This window comes from Labrys sp. E2SS-1L, assembly GCF_057073705.1.
In genome coordinates, this window is sequence record NZ_CP172712.1 from 4,147,703 (window position 1) to 4,168,727 (window position 21,025).

The following is a 21,025-nucleotide window of genomic DNA, read 5'->3' on the forward strand; positions in this document are numbered from 1 at the left end:
CAGCTTCCGTTAAGGAAACGTTTGCGACCATGGTCCAATGGTGAGCCGCAGATTCGCGCGCCCGCCGGGCGAATGAACGACAGGAGCATTTGATGAAGAAATTGATTCTCGCGGCCGCCCTGGCCACGATCGGTTTTGCGGGTTTCTCGAGCGGTGCCTCGGCGATGCCGGCCAACCCTGCCGTCGGTGCGGATAGCGGCCTCGTCGAGAATGTTGCCTATGGTTGTGGACGTGGCTATGCGCCCAACCGTTGGGGTCGCTGCGTACCCAATAATTACGGTATCCGCCCTGCCCCGGCCTATCGTCCTGCCCCCAATTACGGCCGCCCACCGGTCTATCGCCGCGGGTCGGTCCCGGCTAATCGCAGCGGCTATGGTCGCGTCTGTCCGCCGGGCACGCGCCTCGGCCCCCGTGGCGCCGCCTGTCATCCGGCCTATTGAGCCACCTGCCCCATCGAGCCAGCAGGCGGCACGAGATTTCACCGTCTCACCGAACCCGGCAAGGTCTGTCCTTGCCGGTTTTTTGGGGGCCACCAGGGACATCCGCTTCAAGGAAAACCCGTGCTCTCACGCCGGGGAAGTCCATCTGCGGACGATCTTACGGATGGCCTGTCGAACCGAGATCACCAGCCGGACACGCAGCGGCCGTACAAACCCGGATACCTGCCGGGCGGGCAGCGGCGCGGAGCAGCCCAATAGCGCGGGCCATCGTAATAGCCGGGGCCATCGAAGTAGCCCGGACTGTCATAATAGGGACGCACATAATATCGCGGCGCGTCGCCGTAACGCGGCCCCCGATACCCTCGACTGTTGGGGACACAGCGTCCATAGCTGCGATAATAGTTACGCGGGCAGCCATCCGCCACCGTTTGCAACAAGGGATTTTCTGCGCCAGCCGCAGGCGTCAACGGCATGGCGGCAGCAGGTGCAGCAGCAAGGCCCGCTGAAGCAAGGCCCATGGCTGCTGCATAAGCGGCAATAACCCATTGTCTCATCACACGCTCCTCGATCGAATCCAGCGCGGTATAAACGCAGCGCGGGAAACGTTCGTTCCACGCCAGAGGCGATCCCCTCCCGCAATCTATGGCGGCAGCCGGAGCATTCATAGATAGCGGGAAATTCTTCCTCATATTTCTGGTGCGCGCGCTTCCGCCTGCCAGGCCTGTGCATTTCATGTCTCTCATATGACGAGAAACTGAAATCGGGGCTTGCGCATCAGAGCGAAAAACCCTATTCAGCCCACGCTCAATGAGCGTCGGAGCGTAGCGCAGCCCGGTTAGCGCACTAGTCTGGGGGGCACAGAGCCTACCAGAAAATTACGCCCAGAAATCAATTACTTAGATCCTCCTTTTTGCTTGGTTCGGGATTTTGTCCGGGACTCCGCGGCGCCATCCATCGCAGCGCGCACATCGTCGTCCAGGGCATGGGCATACTTCGCCGTGGTACTGATGTCGGAGTGGCGAAGTAGACGCTGCACCACCTTCAAATTGCTTGCGCGCAGAAGGTTGGTTGCCGCGGTGTGCCTGTTGTCGTGAAAGCGATAGTCCAAGATAGCGGCGTCGAGCTTGGCTCGTCGCCACTCAGATTTCAGGCCCTCACGAGTCATCGGGTATCGCTCGCCCTTCGTGTGGCCCATGACGCGCCGCTGCGCCACATAGGTGAACACGAATTCGTCGTGGTGGCCTTGCATCGGAAAGAGCAATTCGCGAAGTGCCGTTGATATCGGAATGGTGGCAACCGCCCTGCCCTTGCCGAGCACGGTGATTCTCTTTGCGCCCCAATCAATGTCTTTCCATTGCAGGCCAGGAAATTCCTTGCCCGGCACGATCTCGCACATGCGACAGCCGGACAGCAGCGCGAAGAGAATAACCGGATGATAATCCTCTCTCACCGCTTCGAAGAGACGAACCTCTTCTGACCCTGACAGGACTCGCACCCGTTCCTTAGGTTCCTTGAGCTTATGGCGCTTCCAGTCAATGCGCGCCACCGTCTGCCCCCACATGTCGCGGGCGCGGTTCAGGATCTTCTGAAGCTGTTCGGTCATGCTGCGGTTGACGGTGGCTGGCGCAACGCCCTGCCCTCGCCTGATCGCGACAAGCTTCGCCACCGTGTTGTTGTCGATGCGAGCAATGAGCGTGTGTGAACCGATCTCCCTATCCAGCCACTCGATCGCCCATTTACAGTTCTTAGCACCGTCGCCCTTCAGGTACTGGCCGTGCTCGACATAATAGCGAGCCCCTGCCACGGCAAAGGTCATGGGAGCGTTTTGGACGGCTAATGCCGCTTTGGCTTCGGCTCGCCGCTTGTCCTTCTCGTCCCGCTCGAACCGCTCAGCATCACGCTTTGCAGTGCAGCCTGTAGACCCGGTGAACCGAACTCCACGGATTTGGAAATCGTAGTGATAGAAGGGGCTCTTGCGGGGCTGATAGACTGACATGGCACTTCGTACCTTCGGCGGCTGTCCTTGAACGCTTCGAGGTCGGCGGGGTCTATCATGCGCCTCAGACGCACCCGGCCGGTCCCCACAATGATGCAGGCGAGTTCACCCGCCTGGATGTGTCGGCGAAGCGTGCGGACGCAAATCCCCAGCGCCTCGGCGGCTGCAGGCAGCTCCAAGAGGCCGCCAGAATTGTCATTGGCGGCGCGCATTAGGCGGGCTCGCAATGCGGTCATTGCTCATTCTCATGAACTCCACTCAATCTAGGATCAGCGTAGGACTCCGCGCTAGTTCCGCGAGTCTTTCGTGCCAGTCGCCTGAGACGCGCCCTTAAAAATCCCAATTCGGCCACAATCGAGCGCCGGACGAGGAACGGAAAGTCTGGAAGGTGGCAGCCACGCCCGGAATCGAACCGGGATCTACAGCTTAGAAGGCTGGTGCTCTATCCCTTGAGCTACGTGGCCAATAGGATCACTTACCTTCCGCGATCTCCTGACAGGCCTGCGCGAGGTGTCCGAACAGCCGGCTGGGCTTTTTTTCGTCGTCCCACATGAGCTTGAGATACAGGAAGATCTTGGCGAGTTCGGCCCAGGTGACAGGCGCTGTGCCGTTGGCGGCGATCGGCTGTGCGGTGGATTCGTTAACCTTGCGTGCGGTCATGGCGGCTGCCTTCTTGCGACAAAAGTATCGTGGTGATACCTTCGTATAAGCGTGAGGGGCTGTCAATCCCTTTGGTTAATTTTTATCTAAAGGTATCATTCATGATCACTGGAAGACAGATCGCTGCTGCCAGAGCGCTGCTTGGAATGTCGCAGGGCGAGCTTGCTAGATCGTCCAACATCTCAGTCCCCACAATTAAAAGAATCGAAGGTACTGCTGGCCCAGCTGCGGCTCTGCCCAACAACCTTGCCGCTATCCGCTCTGCGTTGGAGTCAGCTGGCATTCAGTTTCTAGAGGGCGGCACGGTATCGGCCGGCGTCGGTGTGACACTCAAGACCGGAACAGACGACACGACGCAGTTTGGAGATCCCTCTGCCAATGAAGTGTGACGGCAGAAGCGTCGCATACTCCTAAAGTAAAAGGGGCCATCCGAAGATGGCCCCTTGCTCAGTTTAAAAACGCCGACTAAGCGTGCACAAGTTGCCTGACGCCGCTTACATCAATATCTCGCTGGGCATGCCAAGCGTCGTATGCCGCCTGCATCCTCAACCACGATTCAATGCTGCCTCCAAAGGCTGCGCTAACCTTCGCCGCGACGGGCGGAGTTAGCGGCTTCTCCCCATTCAACAAATCATACAAATGCTGGCGCGAGATCTCCATGCCTCGGGCAACTTCTGCCCTGCTGATGGGGATATCACTCAAAATATCAACCATGGCCGCGCCGGGGTGCGACGGACAACGGTTGGGGTTCCTAACGGCCGCAAGAATGGCCATGAACACACCTCCTATCTAAGATTTATGATTTTAGTGGTATTGCTCGAAATCCACAGCGGAGGCATTTCCTCCGTTAAACTCAAAAGTAATGCACCAAGGTCCATTCACATGGACGCTGTATCGGGTCGGAACGAACCCCTGTAAGGCATGAAAATTGTATCCCGGATTATTCATATCTTCTGGGACTGTCGAAGCGTCCAAGCGGTCGAGCCTGACAAGAATTCGATTGTGCATTCTGGTGTCTATTCTCGATCGTTCACCGGCCCAAAGTGCATGTAACTCTTTGTTTTTGAACGTCTCGATCATGTGAGCTAGATGTAAGCCGATAGCTGACACATGTCAAGTGCTAGCTTACACGACCTGTGCGAGTGGGCACAGTGAGCGGGACTAGCGATCGTCCGACCGCCTACCGCCACTTCGGCCTGAACACCTCGCCGTCCGACGTTCTCAGTTGGGGCCTAGCCGCCTTTTTTTCACGCTCTTGCCTTTCCCACCTATCGAAGGCGCTTTCCTTCGGACTATTGTCGCCTATGCCGCTGCACTTGTTCAGCTCAGCGTCGAGTGCGAGCCGGTCCCATCGGTTCGTAATCGACACTGACTGCGGCAGAACGCCGGCCAGAACCCACTTGTTGAACGTTGGAATCGACGCGCCGCAGTACGCCGCTGCCTGTCTACGGGTCAGTAGGCGCGGGATGAGTTTGTTTTCGTCGGCCATGCTCACCTCCAAATGAAAGTAATAATTCTAAAAAAGAATCCCAAATTCAATTATGAAATCGCAGCATCATAAATCGTGTTGATACGTATCATGAATCGTGTTGGCGTCGACTATCGCATAATTAATATGCGAAAATCGCTTTTTTGCTAGAAATAGATTCAATTATTTAACAGAATCATTGCGAATCATTTCAATTATACGTCAACTATGCAGCATCTAGCGACCCGCCTCGGGAAGGAGTGCTGTCAGTACTCATGTCAGTTTTTGCGGATCAACGTCTGCCACGAGCGCTTCCATGCCCCTCAAGCTCATCCAACGCGGCGAAGTCTGGTACATCCGCGGCACCGTGGGCGCCGGCAAAGAGAGCCGAGCCGTCTATGAGACCACAAGGCTGCGAGATAAGAAGCTGGCCAACCGGTATCGCCGCATTCGAGAGGCTGAAATAGTCAACTCCTTGCTGGAAGGACCACGCACCTTTGCAGATGCCGCCAAGGCGTACGGCGAGCGCGGCGGCTCTCTTAGATTCGTCGATCGGATATCGAAGCACTTCGGCAAACGTGACCTGTCATCTATCCGGCAGGTCGACCTTGAAGCCGCAGGACGAGCGCTCTATCCGAGCTGCAGCCCGGAGACCGTGAACAGGCAGGTCTTTACGCCGTTTATCGCTGTATGGGGATACGCTGCCGTCAATCAGTGGGTGCCAGCCCGCAAGTGGTTGCGACCACGCAAGCCCAAGGGCCCACGGGTTATCCGTGCTCAGCCCACCAGGGCGGGCAGCAAGCCCACGACCTACGACCAGGCCGCCAAGTTTGTGGAAGCCATGTCGCCAGCCGCTGGCATGCTTATGACCTTTATGTTCTACACTGGCATGCGGCCGATCGAGGCGTTCATGCTGGAGGCCACCGACGTTAACGTGCCTGGGCGCTGGATCTCGTTGTCGCACACCAAGACAGGAGAGCCCCGCGGCGTGCCGATGCACGAGTTTATCGCGCCGCTACTGGAGGCTCTCACGAGCCGCGGCGGCCGCGTTTTCAGGACGCAACGAGGCCTTCCATACGAAGAGAAGGACGAAGGCGGCGGCCAGATGAAGTCGGCTATCCTGGGAGCCCGTAGGCGCTCCAAGGTGCCGGGCATCTCGCCGTACACGGCTCGCCATACGGTCTCGACGCAGCTAGTCGTTAACGGCGTACATCCGCACATTAAGGACCAGATCCTGGGCCACGCGGTTGACGACATGAGTCGGCATTATACGAACGTTCCGCAGAAGCCGCTGATCGAGGCCATCAACACGCTGCCGGTGCCAGATTCCTGGCGAGCGCTGGAGTGGTGGGAAGACCCCATTAAGGCGACCAAGAAACTGGCGAAGGGGACGGGCAAGAGGACTGATCTCAAGAAGTGAGCCCCCCAAAAACCCCGGCCGTGTTGGGGCGGCCGGGTGCTGTCTCGCTGACCTGCAAGATGTCACGACGAATTCCACGTCATATATCGCGTTCGCGATATAGTGGCGACCGCATCTGGAAACTACTGATAAGATATGCAGGTGCCAGTATACCACGCATACCCGCAGCACCCTCCTGAGATATTGCGGATCAATTGGATATTCATGGCCGCCGGTGCGGGACAATAGCGGCGACCAATTGCCTGAGGGTCGGGATTATCGCGAGGGTCGTACCTATCACCACCTTCCACAGTCGTCCCACCATATTCCCCCGTCCAGAATTTAAAAGTAGAAAATTTCGTACCGTTTCGGATCTTATCAATAGCCTGCTGAAGTGATGTAATTTGCGTTTGCTGACTAACAATAAGACTTTCGTTCGAATCATTCTTTTGTTTTAAAGTATCGATTTTATTGTTTAATTCCGAAGCGAGAGTTCCGCCTACAATGCTATCCGCCAGCATGTTAATAGTATATGATCCAATATTTGTACTTATTCCAACCCAAGACAGTGGATATACCTTTTCTTCGCTACCCGTAGAAGATCTCTTGCAAGAAATACTTGCGTTTGATTTGACAGAGGCTCGCGTTTTTTCGTCTACAGAATGCCATTTTTTATCAGAAGATAACGTTGTGCTTCCGCATGTTATATTCGGCCCCAAAGAAACACCCTGTATTTCGAATGCAGTTACAGCATTTTTTAGTTGAAATGAAAAAATAATATCACCGGGACCTACCGCCGTGTGGGTTATACTGACGCCTTGAGAGATTATTTTTTTGCATTCATTATAATTTTCTAGCGCAGCGACAACAACCGTGTTTTTTGTGACTTGGCTATTTTCATTTGAGAATCTTACTTCTTTATAATTTTTACAAAAATTGGATATTGCCTCACTTGAGTTGCCGTAATTCCCTGTAAAATTTATAGGCAAATTTTTGACAACTACATCGATACCTATTCCAACTGAAGTGTTATTTACACTACCCTTGGAGTCACAATATTTGTCGTAGACGCTGAAAAGTGATGATCGGTCCTGATTATCTATAATTAAATCTCTGGTAGCGTTCTGATATACTGCATCGCACTCTGTATCTGCCCACGCGTATGGAATAGATAGGCCCAAGATGGTCGCGCCACTTAAGAGCGCGACAACACGCTGCAACAAGAATTTCATTTCACCCTCCGTGCTAGGAATTCATTGGTGGAGAGGCGTGTCAACCAATCTAGCAGATCAATCCGTTACGATTGTTATGTGGGGCAATTAGCAATCGTAGTTCGCGCCCGGAATATATTCGCCAAACGAACCTGCTCAATCTGACACCTCCTGAGCAAGCAGGCGCGGGCAATCGGAATGCTCCTTTTGCTTGCTCAAGTTCATGGATGCAACTTTAACGTGACGCGTACGTTATATTGAGGTTCGGAAACGAGTTGGCACTCCTCCTCGTTGGGGCGCTCTGACCCGCGAGCCACTGCAGGGCATTCACGCCGACATCGAACTGCCGGGCTATTGCAACACCGGCCTTCCGGCATCGTGCAGACCCAGAGCACGCCGTAATTGGCGCCGTACCAGCCTTCGTATTGTCCGCCTGACTTATCTGCGTAATATCCGCTTGACATAGCCAACAACCGCGGTTATCAAGAAGCTGTTGAGAGGTATGCAAATGTTGCACCCTCAGCTTACGAATCAAAAAATTGTTGATACAAAAAGGCAGGAAGCGGATGACCCGCGACCTGCCCTTTGGTGTTGCGTCTTGCCCGCGAGGGCTCGACACAGTCTAAGCACCTGGAAAGTAGCTCCAAAGGGCTTAAACAGCAACCTAAGGAACTACGAATATGGATCCTTTCGCACCCCCAAACCGCATCATTGAAATCGCGACGCGCGAAAATCGCAATCACATCGAGGCGATCTACCTCGTGAAGTATGTCGATGCCTATGGCGTTTCCCACGTAGAGACGAAAGAAAAGATCGCCGAACGGATCAACCGTGGCGAGAGGTTCGTTTCGGGTGGCGGTCTGTATCCGCCGCCCGTTCATACCGAATACATCAACGGTCACTGGTGCATCCGGAGCCAGGCCAACGGTCTGATTCCGGACAACCTGCTCAGCTTGCCGCGGTTCGATGCGCGTGTCTCGTTGTTGTCGGACGCCCTGCGCATGTAAGTCGGAATAAGCGACAGGTGGGGTATTCCCCACCTGTCTACCGCTCGCTCCCACCGCCTACCTGCGCTTGTCACGCCAGCCGTAAGTGGTGACATAGACCGTCGTCGATGCAGCCGTGTCGTTCCGGTACCGGATCTGGGCGCTTGTGCCGGTCTTCATGCGCAGCCTGGCATAGCCACGTCCGTCGCCAGACGCCGCGATGACCGTGAAATAGGGTGCGCCAGTGGTGGACGGAGCCAGATCTGGAACGTTCGTGGGCGATACCAGAATATGCCCAAACGTGTTGCTGACGCCGCTGAATTCGAAATCAGCTTCAATGCCGGCAACCGGAGGCACAGACATCGTGACCAGCTGTGCGGCCGTAGATGACGCCGCACTCGAATTGTCGGTAACCGGCGCAGCCCATGCAAAATCGTCTTCATCTTGAATGAAGTCGACAATCCCCGAACTCCCATCCGTCCGCACCGACCCCAGCCGCCGCCGAGCAACATAGCCAGACGGCATGGTCGGAGCCGTGGCCGACAAGGACAGCAGGGCGTCGATAGACCCGTCGCTGGTCTTGCGGATCAGGTGGACGTGGTACCACGTGTTCGCGGCGATCGTGCCGGTGTCCAGGCCGCCGTTGCCGTTGCCGGCCACCCAGGCGCTTGTCGTCTTGGTGGTGGCCGCGGCCAGCGTCATATTGAACGCCGTGCCTGAATCCTCGTTGCGGCAGTTGCCGGCAGCGATTCCGACGGTTGCCGTTCCAGAACGCGAGAGCGTCAGGCCATACAATGTGCCCGGCGCCCAGACAGCGGCAATGTTGGTCAGCAAGCTACCGTCAATAGCCGGCAACTGCGCCGAGCCATTGAGCTGCACGACATTGTTTGCCGCGGTCCCAACGTTCTTGGTCGCCGCCGTGCCCAGCCCCGTGATCGACGTAGACGGCACGACGGCCGTATTGGCGACGAGCCATGTGCCGCCGGCCACGTCCCATTCGGTCGTGCCGCGGTTGACCAGGATAACGTCCTGGCCGGGCTGCAATGTCAGCGACGTAGCGCTGTTAAGGCCGGCGGGCGGGCAATACAGGAAGTCGCTGCCCTGGCGCAGTACGGAGCACGCCGCTGTACCGTGGTTGAATATGTGGAGAGCCGGCCCCGCCGCGCCCGCCCACGGGTTGCTTGCCGGTAGGGTGATATTGATCGCCGTTGCCGCAAACGCCTGAATGGCCTTGCCGTAGTCGGCCGCCACAAGCGTCGATGTTGTGGTGACGGCCTTTATGCCAGCGTAGTTGCCGTTGGTGGCCTTGACGAAGGCGGTGGTGGCGATACTGGTGTCGTTGTCATCGCTGGTCGGCGTTGGGGCTTTCGGGTCTCCGGTGAAGTTGGGAGACGCCAACGGCGGGACCGTAACATTGTAGACGCTGTTGAAGAAATCAAAGACATATTTGGTGTTCGCGGCTTTTCCGTCTCCGGCGCCGACCACCTGATTGGGAACAAATGTGTCCGCATTAAACGTCTGTGCCGCCGTCCAAGTCTGCGCCACGTTCGTCTTGGCCACGAGACTCCAGACGGCACCGCTCGATTTCACGGCGCCAGCGCCCGTGTCGAACAGCGCCACCTCATTGTCATTGGCGGCGGCCGGGGCGGCAACAACGCCAAGCGCGGTACGCCACTGCGCTGCCGTGGTCTTGAGGGTCAGCGTCTCGGAAAAAGCCGTAACGCTCGACGCCGGGAAGCACTGCAAAAAGGCTGCGTTGATATTCGCCGCGGCCGCCAGTGTATTAGGAACGAAGTTGGTAACGACGCCGGTCATTGGCGCTCCATGAAAAAAGCCCCGCCGAAGCGGGGCTGTGTGTTGAGATTGAAGTGGTTGGGCATCAGATGCTCATCAAATTCCCGCGCTTGATGCTCAACTCCTGGAACAGCGGCGAGCCGTCGGTCTTCGCATCGACAGGGTGGTCTTTGGACTTCACGTCGATCGAAACACGCCCATGCAGGCCGTCCTTGCCAGCTGCGGCCGCATCCGCTTTGGCCTTGGACTTGGAGGCCGACGGCCTGGGAGCGGCGCTAGCCGTCGGAGCGGGCGGCAGGCTGTTAGTGCGCCCGACCTTCCAGCCCTCATGCCGTCGCATGGCTGCAAGCAGTTGCTGACGCTGCGCTGGCGAGAAATCACGCATGCGCGTGTTCGGATCGGCACCCATGGCTTTCAAATAGGCGCCAACGTCGTTTTCACTAGCCGGTGCCCACCGACCGATGGCCTGGCCGAGGGTTAGGTCGCGATACCCCTTGGAGTCGAACAACAGGGCTTCCTGCGCTTTGGTGCCTACATCCTCGCTAGGGAAGATCGCAAACCTGCCGTCCGAGCCGATGGCGCCATGCGAACGAGCAAACGGCCCATATTCGATATTGCCCGGGTTGCGGTTGCGCCAGGATCGAGAGCCGCCGAAACGCTTCTCGCCATTGTCGGGAGCACCGGCATCGTATTGCGGCGTGGTGACGCCCACGGACTGTCGGACCGCGCGCATACCGTTGATGGCCGCCTTGGCGGCTGTGGGCGGTGTATAGCTGGCCTTCATGAAGCCACCTCCACCGCCGCCGCCCGCGCCAGGCGCACCACCGTCGCCAGCCTGCAGCGACTGCGCGAAGTCTTGCATACCCTTCGTGACGCCGGCAGCGATGGTAGCAACGGTATCCTGCGCGCGCGCCATATTGCTAAAGACGGCGCGAGCACCCGGCCTATAAGCGATCGGGCTGTAATCGTCGCGGGCCGATGAGTCGGGCTTTGTCGACTCGGGCGCGCTCGACTTCGGCGTTACGCCAATGAAGGGCTTGCCGTCGAGTTGGTCCCACTTCGGCGCGTGCTGAAGGAGCCAATCAAACATTGATCCTTTGCGAGCGCCGAGGGTATTGCCAAATAGCGAATAATTCTCGCCGTCTGCCGCCGATCCGCGGTCCTTCTTGAACTGCTCCATCTTGGGCGACAGGCCCGTCATATAGTCGATAAACGCCTTGGTCTTTTCAAATACCACCGCGATAGCGGCAGCGTCTTCCGACCAATTGTGGCCCTTCAAGGCTTCGCTAACGCCGTTGAAGAATTTCGCCGCGTCACCGCTGTGATTGTTGGCAAAGGCCGCCATGGCGTCGGCAACCGCCGTCAGGTTGGGCGCGAGAGCGCCGCCTACGCTCAGCTTGATCTTATCCAACGCAGCACTGACGCGCTCCGTGGAATCCAAGAACGCCTTCGCCTTTTCCTCGTCGTCCTTTGACTGTTGGCTGATCGAGGCGCGGGCCGCCGATCGGCGTGAGGTGAACTCGGCAGAGGACTCGTTACCAATGGCAGCGCCGGCAGCGGCATCACCGAGCAGGAGTTCGCCGAGGGTGCGCCGCTGAGCGGGATCTTTCTGCTGTTGTAGGTATTTGAAGATCTTTTCCAGCGCTTCGTCGTTCGATTTTGTGCCGGCAAGGTCGTTCGCAATTGAGCGCCCGCCGGGACCCAGCGCCGACAACTGCTGAAAGTTGCCCTGGTGCCTTCGCATGGCGTCGGCGTTCTGCGCCGCGAACGTCACGGCATTTTTCATCTGGTCTGAATCAAGGCCGAGACCGGCCGCTACCGCCTGCAACTCCTTCAGCTTGCCCGTAGCGATGCCAGTGTCGCGGGCGAAATTCTTCATAGCGACGGTCTGGGTAGCGAACGACCGGACATTCGCCGACAGCGCCGCAATGGCACCGGCCGCGCCAAGTGCCCCGATCGAGAGCCCGGGCAGTCCCATGCCGCCGGCAAGGCCGTTGCCCGCGTCTTTGATGGCGCGGGTGGCCTGATTGATCTGATCTCGCAAAGTCCGAAAGTTCCGCTCGACGGCGCGCATGCCGTCGGACGGTCGAAAGTCTTTCAGTCTCTTCTGAAGGTCCTGCAAGGGCTTGCTGAAGCGATCGGTCACCGAAGCTGGAAGAACAAGTTCCTCTGCCATATTAATTCACCGTCACGGTTTCATTGCCCTTCTGCCCGTCCGTGACGACGGTCGGGGTTCCGGGCTGGATGTTGGTTTGCGTGGCTTCCTGTGCCGGCGTCTGGGGCGGTGGCGAGCCGTTAACGTCGGGATTCTTCGACAAGACTTTCTGGAAGAGCCAGGTCGTCTTTGTGCCGCCCTGATCTTGCGAGAAAAGCAGCTCAGCGACCGGCAATTCGCTCGTCTTGATCATCAATGACGGAATATCGAGATCGATTGAATCGTAGATCTTGGGAAGCTCACCGTTTGACAGAAGCCATCCCTGGCTCACCACTTGAACCGTAGCTTGCTGCGCACCACTCAACGTCTGGTGCCACTCGGCGAGCCGGCGCGCATCGTCTCCCTCAACCGGGATATCGGCACGAACTACCGAGTGAACCTTGTACGATCCGCCAGTCATTTCGTATTTGCCCGCGCTGCTGCGCGCCTGGTCACCTGAAACTGTGTCGCTGCCGGGCTGATTGCCAACCACGTCTGCGCTGGTGTCGATGGGGTATTGAATGGCACCAGATGCCGAAAGGATGTTCTGCCCCTCTACCAGGCCGCCTTTTGACTCCTTGGACGCCGAGCCATGCGCAACCAAGTTGCCATTCTCGTCGTCGATGAGCCGAATGCCTCGGTATCGCGACAGCCGTTCCAGCAGGTTCCAGACCGTCTCCCCGGGCTCGGTATTGATGTTCTTGAACGGCTTGTCCCAGCCCGTGGGTGGATTTTTCGTCTTGAGGGTAATGCCGAGGGGGGACAACACCTTGTTGGCGATGGCCTGAAAACTATAGTTGCGGAAGTTGCCGTCCTTGAGAGGGACACACGCGCGGGTGGTGGGCTGTACGTTCGAGGCAACGGCAACGCGTACCGAATGATTGTTCGCGTCGATCGCCGCCTGGCGCTCGTAAACCCGGCCCGACAGGAATAACTGCCCGGCAAGGGTAATTGTCGCTTGGTCCCCGGGTTTGATCTGGAGTGCTTGCCCTATCGCACCGTTGGCACCGGGTGCTTCAGTGACGGTGAGAACGGCAACCCTCGTCGCCGTTCCATGGGCAATCGAACACTGCACCGATTCCCAATCCCGAAATTCCCGGCCGTTGATCGTGACCGTGCAGGTTTCTTGCGGTTTCGGCATCAGCATTTCCCGAATGCTTTGGAGATCGCTCGATCCCAACCGTCGCCAACAGCCTCGCTGCTGGTACTGAAGCCACGCTCGCCGGCTACCTTGGCAATGGCCCTTTCCCAAGAGGCGCCGACGGCCCTATCTCGCTGCAACACTGGCTTGCGTTTGCCATACGCCAAAGCGATGGCGGTATCCCATCCGTGCGAACGATCACGGCGAGCGGCCTGGATGGTCGCCCTATGCTTGCGCGGCAATGCCGACATGTTCGGGGGGGCGCCGGTGTCGCTGGCCAGGGCATCGGCGTAGCCACACGCCACGGCCTCGGCAGCGTCCATAAGACGATCCTGATCCATCAGGGCGCGCACCGCCTTGATCGGCTGGCCGGACCGGGCGGCGTAGATGGCAGCGTATTGCGCGCTCATCTTCTCAAGGTCATCGGCAGCGGTGGCGAGGTCATCCGCACTGCCCGTCGCCGTGGTGTACGGCTGATGGATCAGCATGAATGCATTCTCGGCGATCTCGATACGATCCGCCGCCATCGCGATAAGGCTCGCGGCACTCGCCGCGATTCCTTCAATCCGGGCCGTAATCTTGGCTCGGCTGGCCTTGAGCATGGAATACATCGCCATGCCGTCGAAGACGCTGCCGCCGGGGCTGTTGATACGCAGCAAGAAGGCGCTGGGTGATCCCAGCGCCTTCAAGGAAGAATCGAATTGTTTGGCCGTCAGCCCCTGACCGGTTTCGGGGTCGATGCCGATCCCCTCGAAAATACAGATTTCGTTCACGCGGCATTCCTCATAGGCACGATTTCAACGACAACAGGGCGATCGGACTTCTTGCGCCCCGCCCGGCCTGCTTCGATGGCAGCGTCAGCAGCGGCGACAATGGCATTGGGGGCAACGACACCCTGGGTGTTGCGCATCACGAAGATTGCGGTCGCGTCCGCATAAGCGGCCGGCAAATTCACCTCGTGGAATCCAGTGGCGCCCACGCCCGTGGTCGATTTCTTCACCTCGCGGCGCGCACAACGCATCTTGGTGAGATTCACCGCGCCCCCGGTATGGCTGACGTAGCCCCGGCCGTCCCGGTCAACGATGACGTTCTTTTGGTAGGCCTCCCCCATGGGTTCTGTTGCGCCCGGTCGTGCCCAAAGCTCAACGAGCTTTTCGGAGATCACCTCTTCGCGCTCAGCGGGGATTCCGCGGAGCGTGCCAGAGTCTGCGATGCGGGCGGTATCGGCGGGAAGATCCTCGTTGGCGGCCCGCACTACAACGTCGATCGCGGCAATGCGCCTGATGACGTCGCGTACGGCCTGGGCAGCTTTGTCGTACTCGCCAATCAACCCCGGCAGCTTGTCGGCCTCGGTCTTCGCGGCCTTGAAAGCAGCCTTCCTACCGTCCTCGGCTTCGGCTTCCACTGCGGCGGCGTGCCGGGTGCGCAGGGCCTCGATAGCAGCCTCGCCGTCCGCGACATCATCGCGGGTCGAGGTTAAGTCGCCACGATATCGGCGACGGTCGGCTTCATCGGCAATGGCCATGTCAGGCCGCTTTGCCTCAAGCTCTCCCAGGCGCTGGCGAGCCGAGGCGGTCTCGGCTTCGGTCTGCGCCAGCAACTCGGCCAGTTTGGTGGAGTCGGGCGCCTTCTTGGCGCGCAGAACGTCCGAAATAATGTTCAGGATTTTCATTGCACGTTCTCCGCCGTGGTCTTGGCAACGGCGCCGCGCCATTTCGCGGCGTGGGCGTCGAGATCCTGATGGGCGCCATAGATAGAGAGAATGGCCTTTGCGCCTTTCAGCATCACCCGCTTCTCCGCGGGAGTTGCCTCGGCGTACGCTACCATGGCCGCGCTGACGGCGACGATGGCGAGGGTGGCGTCATCATCGACGATGTCGGTGGTGGTGGGTGTGTCGTTCATACGGATCTCCGGCGCCGTCTGCGGCGCTTTCTGGCTGGGGGCGCCTGCCGGATAGCTTCGGCAAGCTCAGTGAAGGTGTTGGCAGTCAGGACAGCCATGCGGGTGAAGCCTGGCCGTGGGGTGTCCTCTTCGGACAGAAAAAGCGTCTCGGTCACGTTGCCGGTCGCGTCCCTGTGTCGGATCGCGGCGGCTGGAGCGATGGCGTCAATGGCTAGCTCAAGGAGGTCGTGCGGAGCGGCCAGGTAGGCGGCAAGAGCGTCGCCGAAGCGTTGGCCGTCAGGGGCATGCAGTGCCATATAGCTGCGCATGATGTCCGGGCGCGTCGTGGCGGTCGTGCCGACAAGAACGGCAGCCAACACCATGGCTGTGTCGGTAAGTGGCGTGTCACCGCCTGGGCCTTGCTTGCCCTGAATGACGCCGGCCTCGACCAGGCGCTTACGTTGGTACAGCGCCGATCCTCTCAAATTCAGTGTTGTGTCGATGATCTCGACCAGACGTCCAACGCTGGCCATCAGCTATTTTCCCCCGTTTGAAGATTTTAGGGACCAAAAAGAAACCGCCCGGCTTTCGCCAGGCGGTCCTGAAGGTTTGCCCCATCCATAAGGACGGAAGGCAGGACGACGAAGAACTGCCTTCCTCTATAAATGCCGAAAAAACGTCGATTTAGGTTCACCTCATGCGGCGCGACGCCTGTCCTTGGGGAAATGCATCGCAACAACTGGATCCACCTGCCAGGGGTAATCGGTTTTCCTTGCCTTCTCGATCGAGGCGAAGACTTCCTGTGCTCGCCGAACCATAGTCCTGATCCGATCCTTGCCGACCGCTTCCGCCTGTTTGCCGCAAAAGCCGGCCGCGGTGCCGATGTCGCCCATGGTCTCGCTGCGCATGAAGCGCTCAACCGTGTCCAAATGGTCGCTGCCCAACATGGCGGCGAAGATGCCACGGTCTATATTGTCCATGTCCGCAAGATCCATTCTGCTCGCAGTCACACGAGCGTTACGGAATTTCGGTTCTGCCTCTGACTTGCGCACATCGCCCCAGAAATCACCGTATTCGAGCCACTTCTTCCCCTTGCGATAAAGGCCGACGTAGATCTCGGAGACCTGTCCGGTATGTGGGTCGCGCCACTCTCGCTTCACCACTTTCATATCAATGGAAGCGATCTTGGCCCGGTCCTTCTCATCTCGATCGGGATCATCTTCTCTCGCGAACTCGATCATGTCGCGGAGACGACTGTCACGCGGCCACAGGCTGGGCGTCGTGGCATAGTCGGGCTCAGGCTTCTCTTTGTTGGAAACGCGCTTGGGTGCCTTTGGCAGGGATTGTTCTGGCACGACAAAGTCACCCTGGAAGATCTTGTAGATCCTGCCGAGTGTGCGGGCCGCTCGCTCATTATCTTCTACCGCAGCCATGAGCTTTCCATGGGCCGCTCGCTGGAGAGCTGGGAGCGTCCACTCGCCTGGTTCGTTGTCGTTAGCGGCAACGAGAATAGAAAAATCATCCGCCATGCGGGCGAATTCCTTTCTGGATGTTGGAAGAAAAACAAACACTGGCCCTAGCCGGGCTCTTCACTTTTGGTCGGGCAGGCGCTCCTCTTGAGCGCGGCGAGACATTCTAAAATTATATTGTTCGATTGCGGCTTATTTAGGGTTTTAGTTATCGATATTCTAACATTCAGTACATTTTTCGCTACAATATCTCGTTGTTCAAGTTTTAATACAGAGAATTTTTTCGAAATGTTGCTAATTGGCAACGGATTTCGTCTGCTTTCGAAGTTATGGATGGTGAACTGCATTTGGATTGTAGCCATGCGCAAGCTCCTCATCGCCTCTTCTGCTCTTGTGTGCCTCTCCGGCGCGGCTATGGCCGCAGACCTTGCTCCGGCTCCTGTTGAGCCCGTTGCACCTATGGCCGCCCCGTTCTCGTGGACTGGCTTTTACGTTGGTGTGAACGCCGGGTATGGCTGGAACAACGATGATGCTACCCTAGATGGCCTCGGCGGCCCCGCCTGGGATCCTTATTACCCGGTCGCGCTCGGCAAGAAGGACCTGTCGGTCGACGGCTTTGTTGGCGGCGCTCAAGTTGGATACAATCATCAGATCGGCCAGTTTGTTGTCGGCATCGAGGCCGACTTCAACTATTCTGATATGAAAGATAAATCCACGACGCGGTCCCCGGCCGGATACTTCGACCCATTCACCTATCGCCAGTCATCCTCCATCAAGTGGTTTGGAACCGTCCGTCCACGTGTGGGGTATGCGTTCGACCGCTTTCTGCCTTATGTCACAGGCGGTTTGGCGTATGGCAAAGTTGACGTCGCGCACAATGAACAATTCACTGGCAATTTCTACGGCAGTTCCGATAGCGCCACCAAGGTCGGCTGGACACTCGGAGCGGGCCTCGAATATGCTATTACCGACGCTTGGACCGTGAAGGCCGAATACCTCTATTTTGACCTCGGCAAGGTGAAGAGTAGCGCCCTGTCTACTCCCCTGAACCCGCCATTTTCTCAGCGGTACTCGCAGGATGTCACCGGGCAGATTGTGCGCCTCGGCGTCAACTACAAGTTCTGATCGCGTAGCTGAGTGCGCCTGCTGATGTCTGGGCCGGCAGACCGCCCCCGTCGAACATAAATTTCACGAGACAACGACGGATTCGAGCGCGTGCCACGTTGAACACGATTGAGGGGGCGAACCGCCGCCCTCACGTGTGTCCGATCATGGAGTGTTGCGTTGATCCGATCGATAGCCATATCTGCCGCCTTCCTTGGCGGTCTTTTGCTGACGAGTTGTGCGCCGCCAGTCGCGCGAACGGTAGTTGTGGGCGTTCCAGTAGGGTGCGGCCCGGGCTGGCGCCCGAATATCTGGGGCCGCTGCGTGCCCAATGCGCCGGTCTATTATACGTACAGACGGCCGGTCTATCCAGGATATGGCGGATATCGGCCGTATCGTCGATACGCCTGGTAAGACACACGGCCCGGTCGTCTGCGTTTGGCGGCCGCGTCACTCCGCTCGTACCTTTATTTCCACGATCAGCCCCAGTGCTGCAAATGCCGCCTCTATCTGATCCAACTTTGATGCGTGATCGAGGCGGAACAGACGATCCACTGACTCTCGGTGCCAGCCAAGGCGACGCATTAGCTCGGCTCGGGTTATGCCGGCGCCGCGCAGGGCGGTATAAAGTTGCGCCTTCAGCTGTGTCCCCAGATAGGGGCGAACCATGACACAACGGGGCGTCTCACGGTCGCCGGCTGGGATATCTTCGCCGTCGGCTATGCGGGAAGCCAATGCCTCCTCGATCGCATCCCTGGCGTGCCGTGCGGCATCGGCCCTGTCTTCACCAAAGGTCACGACCTCGGGCAGCGCCGGATATGTGACGAGCAACGTATCGTTGTCGTCTGGGGAGAGTTCGATTCGATACTGCATTGGTGATCGCCCAAGGTGCTTGTCGTCGGCGACATTCTTGCACGCTTCTATGACGCCGTGTTCCACAGAGGTGTGGAGTTGTGCGCCCACGCCAAAAAATCGCTGGGTCCTCCTTTAACTTTTACACACGAGGGTATCGCCTCACCTCGACCTATTTTTAGATATAAGATTTTCGTAGAGGGAGGACCGCATTATTGCGCTCCAAGGAAGCGCTGGCGCAGCGAGGCCGGCAGGTCCTCCACGACAACACGTTGATGCCCAGCCACACTTAAGTCACGCAAGGCGCTGCAGCATGCTTCATGGAGGATGGCCTGCGCCTCGGGCGCATTCGTCGTCACCGTCAGCTTCTTGACGACAGCGCCGCTGATGGCTCGAAAGCGTGCGCGCACCTCGACGAACTGCTGCATGACGACCGTCGCCACGTCCTCGATCAGAACAACCTGCTCCACAGCCCTCTCCCACTCCAGCTTCTTGAGCAAGGCATCGAAATAGGCCTTGCGGGCCTCCGACTCCCAGCGGGCCGGGATGCTCTCCGAATCGGACGCGAGCGCTTGCTGCGGTTCATTTCCGCGGCGCCAGGTCGTGCCGACAAGAGCCGGATCGATCGTGCCATCTGGGAGCACCTTGAGGTGTCCGCTTTGGATCTTGCGTTGCACTAATGAACGCGCGCAGCCTTCGCGTTTCGCGAACTCGCGCTGACTTATTCCTGATTTCATGTTGCTTCTTTCTGTGCACTCGCCGGTGGCCACTGGCCACACCCTGCGAGGTTCACACCAAGAGATAGATCGAGGTGGGGCGAAACCGTCAGGTATTTACCGGAGGAAGGACCCGGCGATTTTTGGTAGAGCGACGGCCGGGTTGCTGTTCCGACAGGCCGCTGATAGCAATCAAACGGAAACTGCCGGGGGGCGCATGATAGGTCGAATTCTTATAGTGCTTTTCGCGCTGGCTTTCGGTGGGTGCAGGGCAGATCATACGTCGCTGCCCATATCTGATGCTGAAGCTAGACATCTCGTTGAGCTTTGCGGAGGAGATCCGTCTTCCCCTAGAGTGCCCGCCCGAGACGGCTGCGTGGAGGAGCAAGCCAGAAAGCTAGTCATGCGGAACATGTGTATCGACTCAGGGGTAACACCAAATCTTGTTGATCGGTGTACGGCAATGTCTCTCCGGTATTTCGAGGCATCTAGACGATGCGGCGATATCGCTCTGTCCAGAGGCAGCAAGGATATCGTTGCGTGCGCGAGGGCCAAGGAGCCAGAGGGATACAACTGGTTCATAAACCACCACGCCTAACGCCGAATGGCCGTCTTCATCGCCTCAAGCATGAGCCGCGGTGCTCGTTGGTGCATTTCCCGCGTCATCACCTCCTTGAACGTCTCCCGAAACGGCACGCGCTTCGGCACGACCACAGACGGCTTCAGCACGTAAGCGAGTTTCAGTCTCTTCCGCCGCCCTTTGCCAACGATCTGGTAGACCGCGTCACCCTTTCGGAACGCATTCTTGAGATTGCGTGGCCTCTGGCTGGGGACGATACCGCGAGCACCGCGCCGCTGCCCCGCGACAGGCACAGCCAGGCGCCCCTGGCCGGTGTGCTGGCCGCCGTCGGCGAGTTGCTTCAAGAGTGTGCGCCCGCCGGCTCGCTCGTCGCTGATCGTAACCGTAAGGTCATTTTTGGTCGCCTTCTTTACGCTCAACGCCCAGCCCAAAAACCTGCTGTTCTTGGCCTGCACCCGGCCGGGCCAATCGTCGACCATGGTGGAGCGCGCGACGAAGGCTGACTCGTTGAGGGCGCGAGACAATGCGAACGGCAACTGTTGCTTTGCCACTTCCAGCTTCTTTGCCATCTTCTGAAAAGCCGAAAAGTCGAATTTCAGAATTTCGTCAGCCATCGATGGACTCCGGTTCGTCGTCGAGCGAAACGCCAAACACCTCATAGGTTGTATCGGGCCGTACGCTGCCGTTCTCGCCGGGGCGCATGATGATGAATTGAGGAACCGTGCCGTCGAGGGTGATGCCGACGACGTGGACGGTGGTGCCGTCCGCCAGATTGGCGGGATACGGCGGGACGGGAATGATGGTCATGAAAATCTCCATAGGGGGTTAGCCAGCCCTGATGGCTGGGGTGGTGAGTTAGCGATGTGGAAGGGCGGATTACGCGCCGTCGAAAATGGCTTCTGGCAGCGCTTTGCAGCTTTGCAGGTATTTACTATTTACCCAGGAAATCGGCAGATACCGGGAAGCGACGGAGGTATTTCCGTTGTAAACGATAAAAAAATGCAAAGTACATATCTATACTAAAGCATTGATTTCGCTTACAAATCGCTTTGCAAAAATTTTAGGGCTTTGCAAAGCAGTCGCCACAATTTTGCCACTGCCTTGCAAATTGCATCTTGGCTTGCAAAGCAGCCG

General features: G+C 58.1%; 25 protein-coding genes and 1 tRNA gene. 6 read left to right on the plus strand and 20 right to left on the minus strand.

Going from position 1 to position 21,025, the window contains the following annotated elements; translation table 11 throughout:
• The first annotated feature begins 92 nt into the window (after nt 1–92).
• The gene (locus ACIGJE_RS19385; RefSeq protein WP_415084031.1) at nt 93–440 is read left to right on the plus strand and encodes a GCG_CRPN prefix-to-repeats domain-containing protein; all 348 of its coding nucleotides are present in this window, start codon (nt 93–95) and stop codon (nt 438–440) included.
• 892 nt (nt 441–1,332) lie between these two features.
• On the opposite strand, the gene ACIGJE_RS19390 is transcribed toward ACIGJE_RS19385, so the two are convergent.
• The 4 genes from ACIGJE_RS19390 to ACIGJE_RS19405 form a co-directional block, all read right to left on the minus strand.
• Complete coding sequence (locus ACIGJE_RS19390) at nt 1,333–2,385, minus strand: tyrosine-type recombinase/integrase (protein ID WP_483680286.1); 1,053 nt, start codon at nt 2,383–2,385, stop codon at nt 1,333–1,335.
• Entirely contained in the window at nt 2,274–2,672 is a 399-nt protein-coding gene (locus ACIGJE_RS19395; RefSeq protein ID WP_483678464.1) for a helix-turn-helix domain-containing protein, read from the minus strand. Before ACIGJE_RS19395 ends, ACIGJE_RS19390 begins: the two co-directional genes overlap by 112 nt.
• A gap of 153 nt (nt 2,673–2,825) precedes the next feature.
• A tRNA-Arg gene (locus ACIGJE_RS19400) sits at nt 2,826–2,900 on the minus strand.
• A 7-nt stretch (nt 2,901–2,907) separates the two neighbouring features.
• Nucleotides 2,908–3,096 (minus strand): hypothetical protein, encoded by a 189-nt coding sequence (locus tag ACIGJE_RS19405; RefSeq protein WP_483678466.1) that lies wholly within the window; start codon nt 3,094–3,096, stop codon nt 2,908–2,910.
• Nucleotides 3,097–3,197: 101 nt separating this feature from the next.
• Between ACIGJE_RS19405 and ACIGJE_RS19410 the strand changes: the two genes are divergently transcribed.
• Nucleotides 3,198–3,485, plus strand: coding sequence for a helix-turn-helix domain-containing protein (locus tag ACIGJE_RS19410; RefSeq protein WP_483678468.1), 288 nt, complete (start codon nt 3,198–3,200; stop codon nt 3,483–3,485).
• A gap of 76 nt (nt 3,486–3,561) precedes the next feature.
• On the opposite strand, the gene ACIGJE_RS19415 is transcribed toward ACIGJE_RS19410, so the two are convergent.
• The 3 genes from ACIGJE_RS19415 to ACIGJE_RS19425 form a co-directional block, all read right to left on the minus strand.
• The gene (locus ACIGJE_RS19415) at nt 3,562–3,870 is read right to left on the minus strand and encodes a HigA family addiction module antitoxin (protein WP_483678470.1); all 309 of its coding nucleotides are present in this window, start codon (nt 3,868–3,870) and stop codon (nt 3,562–3,564) included.
• Between the two features lie 30 nt (nt 3,871–3,900).
• Nucleotides 3,901–4,176, minus strand: coding sequence for a type II toxin-antitoxin system RelE/ParE family toxin (locus ACIGJE_RS19420; protein ID WP_483678472.1), 276 nt, complete (start codon nt 4,174–4,176; stop codon nt 3,901–3,903).
• A 100-nt stretch (nt 4,177–4,276) separates the two neighbouring features.
• Nucleotides 4,277–4,585 carry a helix-turn-helix transcriptional regulator gene (locus ACIGJE_RS19425; RefSeq protein ID WP_483678473.1) on the minus strand — a complete coding sequence of 103 codons (309 nt, stop codon included), beginning with the start codon at nt 4,583–4,585 and terminating at the stop codon, nt 4,277–4,279.
• Between the two features lie 295 nt (nt 4,586–4,880).
• On the opposite strand from ACIGJE_RS19425, the gene ACIGJE_RS19430 reads away from it, so the two are divergent.
• Complete coding sequence (locus ACIGJE_RS19430; protein WP_483678474.1) at nt 4,881–5,984, plus strand: tyrosine-type recombinase/integrase; 1,104 nt, start codon at nt 4,881–4,883, stop codon at nt 5,982–5,984.
• A 122-nt stretch (nt 5,985–6,106) separates the two neighbouring features.
• On the opposite strand, the gene ACIGJE_RS19435 is transcribed toward ACIGJE_RS19430, so the two are convergent.
• A complete protein-coding gene (locus ACIGJE_RS19435; protein ID WP_311945209.1) occupies nt 6,107–7,195 on the minus strand; it encodes a hypothetical protein in 1,089 nt (362 codons plus the stop codon).
• A 659-nt stretch (nt 7,196–7,854) separates the two neighbouring features.
• Here ACIGJE_RS19435 and ACIGJE_RS19440 point away from each other — a divergent pair.
• Complete coding sequence (locus ACIGJE_RS19440) at nt 7,855–8,181, plus strand: DUF3892 domain-containing protein (protein ID WP_311945207.1); 327 nt, start codon at nt 7,855–7,857, stop codon at nt 8,179–8,181.
• Nucleotides 8,182–8,238: 57 nt separating this feature from the next.
• Here the strand turns inward: ACIGJE_RS19440 and ACIGJE_RS19445 are convergent, their stop codons facing one another.
• From ACIGJE_RS19445 to ACIGJE_RS19480, 8 genes are all read right to left on the minus strand, one after another.
• Nucleotides 8,239–9,975 (minus strand): hypothetical protein, encoded by a 1,737-nt coding sequence (locus ACIGJE_RS19445; protein ID WP_483678476.1) that lies wholly within the window; start codon nt 9,973–9,975, stop codon nt 8,239–8,241.
• 64 nt (nt 9,976–10,039) lie between these two features.
• Complete coding sequence (locus ACIGJE_RS19450; protein ID WP_483678478.1) at nt 10,040–12,130, minus strand: hypothetical protein; 2,091 nt, start codon at nt 12,128–12,130, stop codon at nt 10,040–10,042.
• A gap of 1 nt (nt 12,131) precedes the next feature.
• Nucleotides 12,132–13,289: a phage baseplate assembly protein gene (locus ACIGJE_RS19455; protein WP_483678480.1), complete on the minus strand. Its 1,158-nt coding sequence runs from the start codon at nt 13,287–13,289 to the stop codon at nt 12,132–12,134.
• The gene (locus ACIGJE_RS19460) at nt 13,289–14,062 is read right to left on the minus strand and encodes a head maturation protease, ClpP-related (RefSeq protein ID WP_483678481.1); all 774 of its coding nucleotides are present in this window, start codon (nt 14,060–14,062) and stop codon (nt 13,289–13,291) included. The genes ACIGJE_RS19455 and ACIGJE_RS19460 overlap by 1 nt, the downstream gene beginning before the upstream one ends.
• A complete protein-coding gene (locus ACIGJE_RS19465; protein ID WP_483678483.1) occupies nt 14,059–14,961 on the minus strand; it encodes a hypothetical protein in 903 nt (300 codons plus the stop codon). Before ACIGJE_RS19465 ends, ACIGJE_RS19460 begins: the two co-directional genes overlap by 4 nt.
• On the minus strand, nt 14,958–15,191 hold the full coding sequence (locus tag ACIGJE_RS19470; RefSeq protein WP_483678484.1) for a hypothetical protein: 234 nt from the start codon (nt 15,189–15,191) through the stop codon (nt 14,958–14,960). The genes ACIGJE_RS19465 and ACIGJE_RS19470 overlap by 4 nt, the downstream gene beginning before the upstream one ends.
• A complete protein-coding gene (locus ACIGJE_RS19475; protein WP_483678486.1) occupies nt 15,188–15,703 on the minus strand; it encodes a hypothetical protein in 516 nt (171 codons plus the stop codon). Before ACIGJE_RS19475 ends, ACIGJE_RS19470 begins: the two co-directional genes overlap by 4 nt.
• Before the next feature lie 162 nt (nt 15,704–15,865).
• Nucleotides 15,866–16,699: a hypothetical protein gene (locus ACIGJE_RS19480; protein ID WP_483678487.1), complete on the minus strand. Its 834-nt coding sequence runs from the start codon at nt 16,697–16,699 to the stop codon at nt 15,866–15,868.
• A gap of 300 nt (nt 16,700–16,999) precedes the next feature.
• Here ACIGJE_RS19480 and ACIGJE_RS19485 point away from each other — a divergent pair, with 300 nt between their 5' ends.
• Together ACIGJE_RS19485 and ACIGJE_RS19490 are read left to right on the plus strand one after the other, a co-directional pair.
• A complete protein-coding gene (locus tag ACIGJE_RS19485) occupies nt 17,000–17,764 on the plus strand; it encodes an outer membrane protein (RefSeq protein ID WP_483678489.1) in 765 nt (254 codons plus the stop codon).
• A gap of 246 nt (nt 17,765–18,010) precedes the next feature.
• Nucleotides 18,011–18,157, plus strand: coding sequence for a GCG_CRPN prefix-to-repeats domain-containing protein (locus ACIGJE_RS19490; protein WP_483678490.1), 147 nt, complete (start codon nt 18,011–18,013; stop codon nt 18,155–18,157).
• Between the two features lie 36 nt (nt 18,158–18,193).
• On the opposite strand, the gene ACIGJE_RS19495 is transcribed toward ACIGJE_RS19490, so the two are convergent.
• The 4 genes from ACIGJE_RS19495 to ACIGJE_RS19510 all read right to left on the minus strand — a co-directional run bounded on the left by ACIGJE_RS19495 (nt 18,194) and on the right by ACIGJE_RS19510 (nt 20,698).
• Nucleotides 18,194–18,706, minus strand: coding sequence for a type II toxin-antitoxin system HicB family antitoxin (locus ACIGJE_RS19495; protein WP_483678492.1), 513 nt, complete (start codon nt 18,704–18,706; stop codon nt 18,194–18,196).
• Nucleotides 18,707–18,807: 101 nt separating this feature from the next.
• Nucleotides 18,808–19,332, minus strand: a complete 525-nt coding sequence (locus ACIGJE_RS19500) for a hypothetical protein (RefSeq protein WP_483678494.1) — start codon at nt 19,330–19,332, stop codon at nt 18,808–18,810.
• A 573-nt stretch (nt 19,333–19,905) separates the two neighbouring features.
• Nucleotides 19,906–20,505: a hypothetical protein gene (locus ACIGJE_RS19505; protein WP_483678496.1), complete on the minus strand. Its 600-nt coding sequence runs from the start codon at nt 20,503–20,505 to the stop codon at nt 19,906–19,908.
• Nucleotides 20,498–20,698 carry a hypothetical protein gene (locus tag ACIGJE_RS19510; protein ID WP_483678498.1) on the minus strand — a complete coding sequence of 67 codons (201 nt, stop codon included), beginning with the start codon at nt 20,696–20,698 and terminating at the stop codon, nt 20,498–20,500. Before ACIGJE_RS19510 ends, ACIGJE_RS19505 begins: the two co-directional genes overlap by 8 nt.
• Nucleotides 20,699–21,025: the final 327 nt, after the last annotated feature.

Coding starts and splice junctions, on each gene's coding strand:
- ACIGJE_RS19385 (WP_415084031.1), top strand. CDS start 93: ATGAAGAAATTGATTCTCGCGGCCGCCCTGGCCACGATCGGTTTTGCG.
- ACIGJE_RS19395 (WP_483678464.1), bottom strand. CDS start 2,672: ATGACCGCATTGCGAGCCCGCCTAATGCGCGCCGCCAATGACAATTCT.
- ACIGJE_RS19405 (WP_483678466.1), bottom strand. CDS start 3,096: ATGACCGCACGCAAGGTTAACGAATCCACCGCACAGCCGATCGCCGCC.
- ACIGJE_RS19410 (WP_483678468.1), top strand. CDS start 3,198: ATGATCACTGGAAGACAGATCGCTGCTGCCAGAGCGCTGCTTGGAATG.
- ACIGJE_RS19415 (WP_483678470.1), bottom strand. CDS start 3,870: ATGGCCATTCTTGCGGCCGTTAGGAACCCCAACCGTTGTCCGTCGCAC.
- ACIGJE_RS19420 (WP_483678472.1), bottom strand. CDS start 4,176: ATGATCGAGACGTTCAAAAACAAAGAGTTACATGCACTTTGGGCCGGT.
- ACIGJE_RS19425 (WP_483678473.1), bottom strand. CDS start 4,585: ATGGCCGACGAAAACAAACTCATCCCGCGCCTACTGACCCGTAGACAG.
- ACIGJE_RS19430 (WP_483678474.1), top strand. CDS start 4,881: ATGCCCCTCAAGCTCATCCAACGCGGCGAAGTCTGGTACATCCGCGGC.
- ACIGJE_RS19435 (WP_311945209.1), bottom strand. CDS start 7,195: ATGAAATTCTTGTTGCAGCGTGTTGTCGCGCTCTTAAGTGGCGCGACC.
- ACIGJE_RS19440 (WP_311945207.1), top strand. CDS start 7,855: ATGGATCCTTTCGCACCCCCAAACCGCATCATTGAAATCGCGACGCGC.
- ACIGJE_RS19445 (WP_483678476.1), bottom strand. CDS start 9,975: ATGACCGGCGTCGTTACCAACTTCGTTCCTAATACACTGGCGGCCGCG.
- ACIGJE_RS19450 (WP_483678478.1), bottom strand. CDS start 12,130: ATGGCAGAGGAACTTGTTCTTCCAGCTTCGGTGACCGATCGCTTCAGC.
- ACIGJE_RS19455 (WP_483678480.1), bottom strand. CDS start 13,289: ATGCCGAAACCGCAAGAAACCTGCACGGTCACGATCAACGGCCGGGAA.
- ACIGJE_RS19465 (WP_483678483.1), bottom strand. CDS start 14,961: ATGAAAATCCTGAACATTATTTCGGACGTTCTGCGCGCCAAGAAGGCG.
- ACIGJE_RS19470 (WP_483678484.1), bottom strand. CDS start 15,191: ATGAACGACACACCCACCACCACCGACATCGTCGATGATGACGCCACC.
- ACIGJE_RS19475 (WP_483678486.1), bottom strand. CDS start 15,703: ATGGCCAGCGTTGGACGTCTGGTCGAGATCATCGACACAACACTGAAT.
- ACIGJE_RS19480 (WP_483678487.1), bottom strand. CDS start 16,699: ATGGCGGATGATTTTTCTATTCTCGTTGCCGCTAACGACAACGAACCA.
- ACIGJE_RS19485 (WP_483678489.1), top strand. CDS start 17,000: ATGCGCAAGCTCCTCATCGCCTCTTCTGCTCTTGTGTGCCTCTCCGGC.
- ACIGJE_RS19500 (WP_483678494.1), bottom strand. CDS start 19,332: ATGAAATCAGGAATAAGTCAGCGCGAGTTCGCGAAACGCGAAGGCTGC.
- ACIGJE_RS19505 (WP_483678496.1), bottom strand. CDS start 20,505: ATGGCTGACGAAATTCTGAAATTCGACTTTTCGGCTTTTCAGAAGATG.
- ACIGJE_RS19510 (WP_483678498.1), bottom strand. CDS start 20,698: ATGACCATCATTCCCGTCCCGCCGTATCCCGCCAATCTGGCGGACGGC.